Origin of the sequence: Nocardia sp. NPDC058499, assembly GCF_042719915.1 — a bacterium.
Lineage (GTDB): Bacteria > Actinomycetota > Actinomycetes > Mycobacteriales > Mycobacteriaceae > Nocardia.
Window position 1 is genome coordinate 962,143 of record NZ_JBHXMZ010000001.1, and the last position, 12,982, is coordinate 975,124.

Genomic DNA, 12,982 nt, shown 5'->3' on the forward strand with positions numbered 1-12,982 from the left:
GGCGAGCCGGCACATCGCCCACAAGTCGGTGCGGGCCCGGTCACTTTCCGACGTACCCGGTGTGCCCGACGACTGCATGGCAGCCACGCTCCCGGATACGCGGACGCCGCCCAACCCTTCGCACAACGGGGCCGCGTCGCGTCGCCGGTTTTCCGCCGGCCTACTTATCCGGGAACTTGAACTTGGAGAGATCGAAGTTCTCCAGCCCGGGCGGCAGCTGATCGAGGCCGGGCGGCATATTCGACAGGTCCGGCATACCGGCCCCGCCTGCGGGCATCCCGGGCATCCCAGGGAAGCCGCCGCGCATCTTCGGCTGGGTGGGCCCGCGACCGCCCTTCTTGCCCTTCTTCCCCTTTTTGTTCTTGGTGCGCCGGTTACCGCCCGGCATCCCCATCTGCCGGCCCATCGCGGTCATCATCTTGCGGGCCTCGAAGAACCGGTCGACCAGCTGGTTGACATCGGAGACCTGCACCCCGGACCCGTTCGCGATCCGCAGCCGCCGGGACGCATTGATGATCTTCGGGTTGTCCCGTTCCGCGGGGGTCATACCACGGATGATGGCCTGGACCCGGTCGAGCTGTTTATCGTCGACCTGGGCGAGGGCATCCTTCATCTGCCCCGCGCCCGGCAGCATCCCGAGCAGGTTCCCGATGGGCCCCAGTTTCCGGATGGCCAGCATCTGATCGAGGAAATCCTCGAGGGTGAGTTCACCGCTGCCGATCTTGCGCGCGGCCTCCTCGGCCTGCTGCGCGTCGTAGACCTGCTCGGCCTGCTCGATCAGGGTGAGCACATCGCCCATCCCGAGGATGCGGCTGGCCATCCGGTCGGGGTGGAAGACGTCGAAATCCTCGAGCTTCTCACCGGTGGAGGCGAACATGATCGGCTCGCCGGTGATGTTGCGCACGCTCAGCGCCGCGCCACCGCGGGCGTCGCCGTCGAGTTTGGTGAGCACCACGCCGGTGAAGCCGACGCCGTCGCGGAATGCTTCGGCGGTCGAGACGGCGTCCTGGCCGATCATGGCGTCGAGGACGAACAGGGTTTCGTCGGGTTTCACCGCATCGCGGATACCGGCGGCCTGCGCCATCAGTTCGGAATCGATACCGAGCCGGCCGGCGGTGTCGACGATCACCACGTCGTACTGTTTGGCGCGGGCCTCGGCGACGCCGGATTCGGCGACCGCGATCGGATCGGCCGCGGTGACCCCGAGCGCGTTCTCACCGCCACCGATGGAGGTGCCGGGATGGGGTGCGAACACCGGGACACCGGCGCGTTCGCCCACCACCTGCAACTGGGTGACGGCGCCGGGACGCTGCAGGTCGCAGGCCACCAACAGCGGCTGATGGCCCTGATCGCGCAGCCATCTGGCGAGCTTGCCGGCGAGGGTGGTCTTACCGGAGCCCTGCAGGCCGGCGAGCATGATCACCGTCGGCGGGGTTTTGGCCAGCGTCAGGCGCCGGGTCTCACCGCCGAGAATGGCGACGAGTTCCTCGTTGACGATTTTGACGACCTGCTGGGCCGGGTTCAGCGCCGCGGAAACCTCGGCGCCCTTCGCGCGTTCCTTGATCCGGGCGATGAACCCGCGAACCACCGGCAACGCGACATCGGCTTCCAGCAGAGCCAGCCGGATCTCCCGGCAGGTGGCGTCGATATCGGCCGGCGACAGGCGTCCCTTACCGCGAAGGTCCTTCAGGGCACCGGTCAACCGGTCGGATAAAGATTCGAACACCTGGCGCGCTCCTGATCTCGAGTGACGACACTGAGTCCCAGGGTAATGGGGGTCCCAGACTAGCGGGCGTCGCGGCGTGACTCCGCTCGCACCGTACTCGAGAATATGGCGCTGACGGGCTCAGCTCGCGGGGGTTGAGAAACCGCGCTGGTAGTCGTGTTGTTCTACCGCTACCAGGTACGCGGCTTCCCGACCGGTGAGGCCGAGGCCGCGGGCCAGGGAATCCAGTTGCGACCAGTCGTCGTCCGGCGGGACGCCGGTGGTCGCGACGGCGGCGGCCACGGTCATCGCGGCCATCGCCTGGGGTTCGGTGAGCGTCCGCCCGGGTAGCCAGGTCACCACCCAGTAGGCGTCTCCCACGCATCGGGCGATATGGGGGGTCATATCGCTGGTCATGATCGACGAGGTCACCACTTGGATTGCCACCGACCTGCTCCCCTCATGAGCGCGACAGCTGACTCCCGAATCGTAGGGGCCGGATCCGGCGTGACTCAGGACCTGTTGGCAACTGGAGGGCAATCGACGCGCAACGGTGACCTTGGACACAGGACCTGGAGGTCGGGCCGGACCCGGCCGCTGCCTTCAGGTTCGTTCCTGCTCCGGGGGTTTGCGCGGTGCCGGGTGCGGAACCTCCGCCAGGACGGCGGTTTCGATGGCCGCCCGCCGCTGCGGCCCCGCGTCGTCGCCCAATTCCACGCAGAAGACATCGACGACGAACGATCCCATGGTCACCACCTTGGCCCAGCGCACATCGGCACCCGCGCCCGACAGCACGGCCGACAACCGGCACAGCAGCCCGATGCGGTCCTCCGCCCGTAACTGCAGGATGAACTGGCCCGCGACCGGGGTCGGCGTCCACAGCAACCACGGTTCGGCCAGGGCATAGCGGGCCGCGGCGGGCGTATCGCGTTCCCGCGCGGTGAGAACCGCGCGCACATCGAGGTCACCGGCGATCGCGCGTTTGAGTTCCTGGCGCAGCAGCCCGGCGTCCGGTGGCGACCCGAAGGCCGGGGTCACGACGAACGTGTTGATCGCCGATTCCCCCGCCCCACCGATCGACGCCGACAGCACCCGCAGTGAATGCAGCGCCAGCACACCGGCGGTATCGGCCAGCAACCCGGGAGTATCCGGGGCGATCACGGTGGCGACGTAGGTGTATTTACCGTCGCCCTGGGATAATTCGACGTGCACTCCACCGGCGGCGGCCCGGGCGAGCAGCTCCTGCGGTATGGGTTCGGGCTCGGGCAGTTCCGCGCCCGCCATCACGGTGCGGCAGCGCCGGACCAGTTCGCCGATCAGGGTCGCTTTCCAGTCGCCCCAGACCCCCGGTCCGGTGGCCAGCGAATCCGCTTCCGCCAGCGCATGCAACAGTTCCAGCCGCCGCGGATCGTGTTCGAGCGCATCCGCCACGTACTGCACCGTGGCCGGGTCGTCGATATCACGGTGGGTGGCCACATCGGGCAGCAGCAGATGATGGCGCACCAGGGCGCTGAGGATTTCCACATCCGACGGCCACAGACCCATCCGGCGGCCGATCTGGGTGGCGAGTTCGGCGCCGACCACACAGTGGTCCTCGGTGCGGCCCTTGCCGATATCGTGCAGCAGCGCACCGAGCGCCAACAGGTCGGGCCGGGCCACGCGGGTGCTCGAGGCGCTCGCGTAGGCGACGGTCTCCACCGAATGCCGGTCCACGGTCCAGACGTGCAGGGCATCGCGCGGCGGTAGGTCGCGCACCGCGCCCCATTCGGGAAGCAGCCTGCCCCACAGGCCGGTACGGTCGAGCGCCTCCACCGCGTCGATCACCCCGCGGCCGGACCCGAGCAGCACCAGCAGATCGTTGAGAGCGTCTTTCGGCCACGGCTCCCGCAGTTCCGGGGCGTCCTCGGCCAGCCGGTTGAGGGTGGTCGCCGACATCGGCAGTCCGGATTGCGCGGACGCCGCCGCCACCCGCAGGATCAGGCCGGGGTCGCGTTGCGGCCGGGCATCCCGGGCGAGCACCACCTCACCGGCATGTTCGACCACGCCCTCGTCGAGGGGCCGCCGCACCGGCATCCGGCGCAGCCGCGCCAGCCCACGCCGCGGCAACGCGTTACCGGCGGTACGCAACCCGACATCCACCGAATAGCCGACGGTGCGGGCCGCGTCGCTGAGGGTGCGGGCCAGATCGAACCGGTCACCGATACGCAGTGCCGCACCGATCTCGTCGGCATCCTGGGCGCGTAGCTGGTCCCGGGCCCGGCCCGCCACCCGGTGCAGTTCGGTGCGGACATCCAGGAGCCGGCGATGCGCCTGGGCCAGGCCACCGCCCGGTGTCTCCGGTCCGAGACCCGGCATGGCATCGGTGAGCTGTGCGATGGCCAGCGCATCCAAGAGCTGGATATCGCGCAACCCGCCGCGGCCGTTCTTCAGATCGGGTTCGGTGCGGTGGGCGATCTGCCCGCTGCGGTCCCAGCGGGCGCGGACCCCGGTGAGCAGTTCGTCGTAACGACCGCGGATACCGCGCCGCCAATCCTTGCGGATACCGGCGATGATGCGGTCGCTGAGTTCGGGGTTGCCCACGATATGGCGGGCATCCAGCATCCCGAGCGCGGCGACCAGATCGTCGGCGGCGACCTTCAACGCCTGCGGCACCGTACGCACACTGTGGTCGAGTTTGATGTGGGCGTCCCACAGGGGATACCACAGCCGGTCGGCGATCTCGGCGACCCGCTGCGGGTCCATATCCTCGTGCAGCAGCACCAGATCCAGATCGGAGTAGGGCAGCATCTCGCGCCGGCCGAGCCCGCCCACGGCCATGATCGCCAGGCCGCTGTCCGGGGTTACCCCGACCTCGGTGCCCTTGCTGGTGAGCCACAGCTCGTACAGGTCGACCAGCGCCGACCGCAGTGATTCGGCATCCAGGCGCGGGTGCCGGGGTTGCCCGCCGCCGAGCAGCTGATCGCGGGCGCGGACCAGATCGGCGGCGCCGTTCGACAGTTCCACGGCTTTGCCCGCCGGCCCGGCGCCGACCCCGTGCTCCCGTTTCTGCCGGTGTTCACCCAACCAAACCACCACCCGTCACACAGGCGGCCCCGCCCCGACCGGAAACGGTGGGAGCGGGGCCGCTGTCGTTGTCTTACACACACTCCGCGCGCGTCACGTTCTCGCGCGCCGCCGACGCGGCAGATCTATAGAGCGTCGGTGCCGCGTTCGCCGGTGCGCACCCGGACGATCGTCTCCACCGGACTGACCCAGACCTTGCCGTCGCCGATCTTGCCGGTGCGCGAGGCATCGACGATCAGATCGACTACCCGATCCACCGAGGCGTCGTCCACCACGACCTCGACCCGTACCTTCGGAACGAAATCCACCGAGTACTCGGCGCCGCGGTAGACCTCGGTATGGCCCTTCTGCCGGCCGTAGCCCTGGACCTCGCTCACGGTCATACCGAATACGCCCGCCTGTTCCAGGCCGGTTTTGACGTCTTCGAGCGTGAACGGTTTGACGATTGCGGTGATCAGTTTCATGGGGTTCATGCCTCCTTGCCGGCCGAACGAGCGGTTCCACCCAGTGCAGCGAAATCGTATGCGGTCTCCGCGTGTTCGGAGTCGTCCATACCGGTGGACTCCGCTTCGGCGTCGGCACGCAGACCGATCGTGAACTTGATCGCGTACGCGATCACCAAGGCGATCACGAAGGAATACGCGAGCACGGCAACCGCGCCGAGCGTCTGCCGGCCCAGCAGCTCGAGATCACCGCCGTAGAACAGGCCCGCGGCACCCGCGGGCGCTTCGGGAGCGGCGAACAAGCCGATCAGCACCGTGCCGAGGATACCGCCGACCATGTGGATACCCACGACATCGAGCGAATCGTCGTAGCCGAACTTGAACTTCAGGCTCACCGCCAGCGCGCAGACCGCGCCCGCGATCACGCCGATGGCCAGCGCGCCCAGCACGTTGACCGACGTACAGGACGGGGTGATGGCTACCAGACCGGCGACGATACCGGAGGCGGCACCCAGCGAGGTGGGCTTACCGTCGCGGATCTTCTCGACCACGAGCCAGCCGATCATCGCGGCGGCGGTGGCGACCAGGGTGGTGATGAAGGCGGCACCCGCGACACCGTCGGCGGCCGCCGCGGAACCGGCGTTGAAACCGAACCAGCCGAACCACAGCAGCGCGGCACCCAGCATCACGAACGGCAGATTGTGCGGCCGGAAGGGGGTCTTGGGCCAGCCGGCGCGTTTACCGACCACGATCGCCAGGGCGAGCGCGGCGGCACCGGAGTTGATATGCACGGCGGTACCACCGGCGAAGTCGATGGCCTCGACCTTCTCCATGATCCAGCCGCCACCCCACACCCAGTGTGCGACCGGGAAGTACACCACGGTGACCCAGATGGCGCTGAACGCCAGCCACGCGCCGAACTTCAGCCGGTCGGCGACCGCACCGGAGATCAACGCGACGGTAATGATGGCGAACATCGCCTGGAAGGCGACGAACACCGTCGCCGGGATGGTCCCGAAGAGCGGCACACCCGCCGATTCGTCACCGAATCCGGCGATCAGCGTTTTCAGGCCGAAGAACTGACCCGGGTCGCCGATCAGCCCGCCTTTATCGGTCCCGAATGCCATCGAGAAGCCGAACAGCACCCAGAGCACTGCGACGACGGCCATCGCGCTGATACTCATCATGATCATGTTGAGTACGTTCTTGCCTCGGACCATACCGCCGTAGAAGAACGCCAGGCCGGGTGTCATCAGCAGGACGAGCGCGGCGCTCGTCAGTATCCACGCGGTATCGCCGGCATTGGGCGCCCCGATCACGGTTTCCACCAGTTACCTCCCTCATCTTCCGGCCCGCCGCCTGCGCGACTTCGGGCCCGCTAATGAAGGGTGCTCATTCGGTGTTTCATCCGTGACGCTCCGGTGTTTCACCTACGTGAATGGATCACACGGTCATGTTTCGAGTGTGTTGCCGCCGCCGGACCTGCTGGTCACCGCGGGTTGTGAGGTCGCTGCGCCCGGCGCCGGCCCGGCCGTCTGTCAGGCCTGCTGGACGCCACCGGGCGACGGCGATCAACCGAGCAGCGCGTCCACGAACGCCGCCGGTTCGAACGGAGCCAGATCGTCGGCGCCCTCGCCGAGACCGACGAGTTTGACCGGTACCCCCAGTTCGTGCTGGATCTGGAAGACGATCCCGCCCTTCGCGGTGCCGTCCAGCTTCGTCAGCACCACACCGCTGATATCGACCACCTCGGCGAAGATCCGGGCCTGCATCAGCCCGTTCTGGCCGACGGTCGCGTCCAGCACCAGCAGCACCTCGTCCACCGAGGCCTTCTTCTCCACCACCCGTTTCACCTTGCCGAGCTCGTCCATCAGCCCGGTCTTGGTGTGCAGGCGGCCGGCGGTATCGATGAGTACCGCGTCCACACCGGAGTCGATACCGGAGGCCACCGCGTCGAAGGCCACCGCGGCGGGATCGGCGCCCTCCTTACCGCGGACCGTATCCGCACCGACCCGCTCACCCCAGGTCTGCAACTGGTCGGCCGCGGCGGCCCGGAAGGTATCGGCCGCACCCAGCAGCACCCGGCGGCCGTCGGCGACGAGCACGCGGGCGAGTTTGCCGGTGGTCGTGGTCTTACCAGTGCCGTTGACCCCGACGACGAGCAGGATCGACGGGTGATCGGGATGCGGCAGGGCGCGTACGGAACGGTCGAGTTCGGGCCGCAGCGATTCGATCAGCACATCACGCAGCACCCCCCGCGCCTCCTCGGCGGTGCGGACGCTCCGCGCGGCCATCTCCTCCCGCAGCCGCTCCACGATGACGGTGGTGACGGCCGTGCCGATATCGGCCAGGACCAGCGTGTCCTCGACCTCTTCCCACGATTCCTCGTCGAGGTCGCCACCACCGAGCAGCCCCAGCAGGCTTTTGCCGACCGCATTCTGCGACCGCGACAGCCGGCCACGCAGCCGGGTCAACCGGCCGGAGGTGGGTTCGATCTCCTCGACTTCGGGGACGAGATGGGCGCCGGCCGCGGTATCGGGCGCCACCACCGGGGCTTCACCGGTGGTGGGTGCGGCCGGTGCGGTCTCGGTATCCGGTGTGGCGGCGCCCGCCGCGGCCGCGGCAGCACCGGCCCCCGGCACGGTTGTCTCGGGCTCGGTGGGGGCCGGTGTCTCTGCGGGAGCCGGCGTGGTCGTATCGGCCGCCGATGGTGCAGAAGTTTCTGCCGACGGCGGCGCGGACGGCGCGGACATGCCTGCCGCGGGCGGTGCGGACGTCTCGTCCGTCGATGGTGCGGAGGTCGCCGATTCCGCGGGTGCAGAGGCTCCGGCGCCGCCGGGCGCGGTGGTTTCGGTGTCACCGGGCGCAGTGGTCCCGGTATCGCCGGGTGCGGTGGTCTCGGTATCGCCGGGTGCGGTGGTCTCGGCAGCAGCCCCGGACTTTCCGGTCTTGGGTGCCGCGGTCGTTCCGGTTTCCGGCCGCGGAGCCGTCTCGGGCTCCGGCGGTGCAGTGGGGGCGGCGGCCCCACCGCCCGGCGCTTCCGGCGCGGTGGTGGTCGCGGAATCGACAGCGTCCGGCAGCGGTACATCGGTGATACCGCGGCGGGGCGCGTCCCGTGGGATCGCGGCGTCGTCACCGATATGTGGCTGACCCTCGGTATCCGTCCGCTCAGCGGGACTCGGGCGCGCGGGTGCCGCGGTGGCTCCCTGCCCGCCCTGACTGAAACTGAAACCGCCGGCCGCCTGGTACCCGCCGGACCGGTCGGCCAGCTCCCCTTTCTCCGCCGGCGGGGTCAGCGAGACCCGGCCGCGTTTGTACCGGACGAAGCCGGCCACGAGCGCGACCAGCAGTACGGCGGCGATCGCTGCGATCAGAATCCAGGCTTGCGCACTCACACCGCCCATCCTTGCAGAGCCGGTGCGGGCCCCCGCCGACCCCGCCCGGCCCGCGCGGCGACCGGACCCGAGCGCGCCCTCCGTACGCTGCACATTCCCTGCTCAGCCCGGCGAACACGGCGGGTGAGATTTCTTGTCCTGCGGAAGTTCTCGCGGCAGGCCAATAGGATCGGCGATGTGACCGATCGAAACGTGCTTGGGGGTCCGCTACAAGAGTGCGGCACCGATCCTCTGACCGGGTTCTACCGGGACGGCTGCTGCAGCACCGGCCCGGAGGATCTGGGCAGCCACACTGTGTGCACGGTCGTCACAGCCGAGTTCCTGGAGCACCAGGCATCCATCGGCAACGATCTGAGCACACCGCGTCCGGAGAACAATTTTCCCGGCCTGCAGCCGGGCGACCGGTGGTGTGTAGTGGCGGTGCGCTGGTTACATGCGCACGAGGACGGTGTCGCCGCGCCGGTGATTCTGGCGGCCACCCATGAGAATGCCCTGGAAGTGATATCGATGGAGATCCTGCGAAAATACGCGGTCGACGTACCCGACGACGTCAGCGACCTGCTGTGAGACAACAGGCCGACCGCCCCGAGGGGCGATGTCACGTCGCCGCAGCGGCGGGAGCCACGTCCGGCCCGCGCAGGCGCTGCGAGATCACCTGGGTGATGCCGTCGCCGCGCATGCTGACGCCGTAGAGGGCATCGGCGATCTCCATGGTCGGCTTCTGGTGGGTGATGACGATCAGCTGACTCTTCTCGCGCAGCTGTTCGAACAGCCCGATGAGGCGGCGCAGGTTGGTGTCGTCGAGCGCGGCCTCCACCTCGTCCATCACATAGAACGGTGAGGGTCGCGCGCGGAAGATCGCGACCAGCAGCGCCACCGCGGTCAGTGATTTCTCGCCACCGGACAGCAGCGACAACCGTTTGACCTTCTTTCCGGGCGGCCGCGCCTCCACCTCGATACCGGTGGTGAGCATATCGCCGGGGTCGGTGAGCAACAGCCGGCCTTCGCCGCCCGGGAAGAGCGCCGAGAACACCTGGACGAATTCCCGTTCCACATCGGCGTAGGCGTCGGTGAACACCTGCAGGATGCGGTCGTCCACCTCGGCCACCACGTCCAGGAGGTCCTGGCGGGCTTTTTTGACGTCCTCGAGCTGGGTCGCCAGGAAGTTGTAGCGCTCCTCGAGCGCGGCGAACTCTTCCAGCGCCAGCGGGTTCACCTTGCCGAGGGTCGCCAGATCCTTCTCGGCCCGTTTCGCGCGACGCTCCTGCGAAGCCCGGTCGAACGGCATCGGCGCCGGTGCGGTGACCTGTTCCCCGCGCTCCTTGGCCTGCTCGTATTCACGCAGTTCCAGCTCGCTGGGCGGGAGCGCGATATCGGGTCCGTATTCGGCGATCAGATCGTCGAGCGCGATACCGAACTGCTCGCCGATATTCGCCTCGAGCTGCTCGATCCGCAGCGCGGCCTGCGCCTTGGCGACCTCGTCGCGGTGGACCGCGTCGGTGAGCTGCCCGAGCTGGGTACTCAACGCCCGTACCCGCTCCTTGATCTGATCGACCGTGGTCGCGCATTCGGTGCGGCGGCGCACCAGATCGTCACGCCGGGCGGCGGCGGCCGCCACGACCTGTTCCAGTTCGGCGGATAGTTCGGCACCGGATTCGGCGACCGCCGCGGCCACCTGGGCCGCGCGCCGGCGGGCCACCTGCGCACGTTCGGCGCGCGCCCGGGCCTCGCGTTCGGTGCGGGCGGCACGGCGCAGCGATTCCGCTTTACCGCGCACCGATTCGGCGCGTTCCTCGGCGGTCCGCACCGCCAGCCGTGCCTCCACTTCCATGGCCCGGGTCTCGGCCAGCGCCGCGGCGGCTTCTTCGCGGGCCAGCGCGGCGGCTTCGGTCCCGGCGGCACCGGCCGCTTCGCCGTCGGTATCGGCCTGTTCCAGTTCGGCGCGGCGGAGCCGGTCCTCCAGGTCGGCGAGCGCGGTGACGGCCTCTTCCCGCGCGGTCTCGGCGGCGGCCCGCTGCTCGATGAGGCGTTCGGATTCGGTATTCGCCGTCCGCGTCGCCGCACCGAGCCGGCCGAGCCGTTCGTAGATGCTGTTGAGCGCCTGATCCGATTCGTGCAGCGCCAGCAGCGCCTGGTCCACGGCGTCCTTGCGGTCGGTCTGCTCCTCCAGCGCCCCGGACAGGCTCGCTTCCAGTTCCTCGGCATGCCGCTGCGCGGCGCGCAGTTCCGCTTCGGCGGTATCGATTTCGGCCTGGATCTCGAGGCGGCTCGGCGCGCGATCGGATCCGCCGACCAGCCAGCCGGTTCCGGCCAGATCGCCTTCCCGGGTCACGACCCGCAGTTCCGGACGTGCGGCGAGTACCTCCGCGGCACGGTCCAGATCGTCGGCGACCACGACCCGGCTCGTCAGCGCGACCACCGCCGCGCGCAGCGAATCGGGGTAGTTCACGACTTCGACCAGCCGACGCGCTCCACCGGGCAGAGCGGAATCGTCGTCGGTTCCGGTATCTGCGGCGACACCCTCGTAGACCAGCGCGGCCCGGCCGGCATCGGCCTTCCCGAGTGCCCGCACGGCATCGACCGCGGTCTCACCGGAATCGGCGATCACCGCCTCCGCCACCGGACCCAGCACCGCCGCGACGGCGGCCTCGTATCCGGGGTGCACGCCGAGCAGTTCGGACAGCGGGCCCAGCAGCCCGGCCGGCTGGTTCTCGGTCAACCAGGCCGCGCCGTCGCGGCTGGCCAGGTTCATACCGAGCGCTTCGATCCGCGCGGTCAGCGAGGCGACCCGCCGCCCGGCATCGCGGTCCTCGGCGCGCAGTTCGGTGACCCGGTGATCGGCGAGATCGAGCGCCTCGACAGCGTGTTCGTGCTGGGCGTCGAGCCCGGCTTCCCCGGCGTCGAGTTCGGCCAGTTCGTCCTGTACACCATCGTATTCGCGCTGCGCTTCCTCGCCCCGGGTCCGCGCCTGGGTGAGGGCGGTGGTCAAGCGGACGATCTCGGTATCAGCGGATTGGGTTTTGGTGCGCAGGTTCTCGACCTGTCCCGACAGCCGGACCAGTCCTTCGCGGCGGTCGGCGATGGCCCGGACGGCGGCCAGATGCGCCTGTTCGGCCGCCTTGGCCTCGTGTTCCCGTTCGGCGAGCCCGTCCCGGGCGGCTTCCAGGGTCTCCGTGGCCATCTCGACGGCTTCGCGGAGTTCGGCTTCCTCGGCTTCCACCCGGTCGGCTTCGGCCTCGAGCTGGTCGGGGTCGCGGCCGGTATTCGCCGCGGGTGCGGTATCGAGGTGACGGGCACGGTCGTTCGCGATCCGTGTGGTGGCGTTGACGCGTTCGGCCAGCGCGGACAGCTGGAACCACAGCTGGCCCGCCGCCTCGGCGCCGGGAGTGAGCCGGGAGAGTTCGAACTCCTGCTGCGCCAGGGCCGCATTGGCCGCATCGAGTTCGCTCTGCACGGTGATCTGCTGTTCGCGCGCATAGGCTTCTTTGCTCTGCTGGCTTTGCAGCTCGGCCCGCCGGGTGACCAGATCGTCGGCAGCCAATCGCAGCCGGGCGTCCCGCAGATCGGCCTGTACGGTCTGCGCGCGGCGCGCCACCTCGGCTTGGCGGCCCAGTGGTTTGAGCTGGCGGCGTAGTTCGGTGGTGAGGTCGGTGAGGCGGGCGAGGTTGGCCTGCATGGCGTCCAGTTTGCGGACGGCTTTTTCTTTGCGTTTGCGGTGTTTGAGAACGCCCGCTGCTTCTTCGATGAAGGCGCGCCGGTCCTCGGGTCGCGATTCCAGGATCGCCGAAAGTTGTCCCTGGCCGACGATCACATGCATCTCCCGGCCGATACCGGAATCGCTGAGCAGTTCCTGGACATCCATCAGCCGGCACGAACTGCCGTTGATCTCGTATTCACCCGCGCCGTCGCGGAACATCCGCCGGGTGATGGAGACTTCGGCGTAGTCGATCGGCAGCGCGCCGTCGGAGTTGTCGATGGTGAGCGTGACCTCGGCCCGCCCGAGCGCGGCGCGGCCGGAGGTGCCGGCGAAGATGACGTCCTGCATTTTTCCGCCGCGTAATGCTTTGGCGCCCTGTTCGCCCATCACCCAGGTGAGCGCGTCGACGACATTGGATTTACCGGACCCGTTCGGGCCCACGACGCAGGTGATGCCGGGTTCGAACCGCAGTGTCGTCGCGGACGCGAAGGATTTGAACCCCTTCAACGTCAAGCTCTTCAGATGCAACGCCGACGACCCTTTCCGCCTCCACGTACTGTCCGCCTCGCTCAGGCCGATCAGCCATGCTATAGGGCCACGGCGAGATAACCCCATCCGGCGCACCGGTGGTGGCCGATCGGCCGCCGCCGGTGGCGGCGCGGTTGCCGGGGCAGCCGAC

The 12,982-nt window shown here is 69.0% G+C and carries 8 protein-coding genes; 1 reads left to right on the top strand and 7 read right to left on the bottom strand.

The window, feature by feature from the left end; genetic code table 11:
• Positions 1-160 precede the first annotated feature (160 nt).
• The 6 genes from ffh to ftsY form a co-directional block, all read right to left on the bottom strand.
• The gene (gene ffh, locus ACFWPH_RS04465; RefSeq protein WP_378748057.1) at positions 161-1,726 is read right to left on the bottom strand and encodes a signal recognition particle protein; all 1,566 of its coding nucleotides are present in this window, start codon (positions 1,724-1,726) and stop codon (positions 161-163) included.
• 120 nt (positions 1,727-1,846) lie between these two features.
• Complete coding sequence (locus ACFWPH_RS04470) at positions 1,847-2,152, bottom strand: hypothetical protein (RefSeq protein ID WP_063915929.1); 306 nt, start codon at positions 2,150-2,152, stop codon at positions 1,847-1,849.
• Positions 2,153-2,308: 156 nt separating this feature from the next.
• Positions 2,309-4,708, bottom strand: coding sequence for a [protein-PII] uridylyltransferase (locus ACFWPH_RS04475; protein WP_378748243.1), 2,400 nt, complete (start codon positions 4,706-4,708; stop codon positions 2,309-2,311).
• 185 nt (positions 4,709-4,893) lie between these two features.
• On the bottom strand, positions 4,894-5,232 hold the full coding sequence (locus ACFWPH_RS04480) for a P-II family nitrogen regulator (protein WP_033241369.1): 339 nt from the start codon (positions 5,230-5,232) through the stop codon (positions 4,894-4,896).
• A gap of 5 nt (positions 5,233-5,237) precedes the next feature.
• The gene (locus ACFWPH_RS04485; RefSeq protein ID WP_378748244.1) at positions 5,238-6,527 is read right to left on the bottom strand and encodes an ammonium transporter; all 1,290 of its coding nucleotides are present in this window, start codon (positions 6,525-6,527) and stop codon (positions 5,238-5,240) included.
• Positions 6,528-6,782: 255 nt separating this feature from the next.
• Positions 6,783-8,606, bottom strand: a complete 1,824-nt coding sequence (gene ftsY, locus ACFWPH_RS04490; protein ID WP_378748059.1) for a signal recognition particle-docking protein FtsY — start codon at positions 8,604-8,606, stop codon at positions 6,783-6,785.
• Positions 8,607-8,783: 177 nt separating this feature from the next.
• On the opposite strand from ftsY, the gene ACFWPH_RS04495 reads away from it, so the two are divergent.
• Positions 8,784-9,173 carry a DUF2237 family protein gene (locus tag ACFWPH_RS04495; protein WP_033241367.1) on the top strand — a complete coding sequence of 130 codons (390 nt, stop codon included), beginning with the start codon at positions 8,784-8,786 and terminating at the stop codon, positions 9,171-9,173.
• A gap of 31 nt (positions 9,174-9,204) precedes the next feature.
• Here the strand turns inward: ACFWPH_RS04495 and smc are convergent, their stop codons facing one another.
• A complete protein-coding gene (gene smc, locus ACFWPH_RS04500) occupies positions 9,205-12,831 on the bottom strand; it encodes a chromosome segregation protein SMC (RefSeq protein ID WP_378748060.1) in 3,627 nt (1,208 codons plus the stop codon).
• Positions 12,832-12,982 lie beyond the last annotated feature (151 nt).

Excerpts from the sequence above, each read along its gene's own strand:
- ACFWPH_RS04480 (WP_033241369.1), bottom strand. The coding sequence starts at position 5,232 with ATGAAACTGATCACCGCAATCGTCAAACCGTTCACGCTCGAAGACGTC.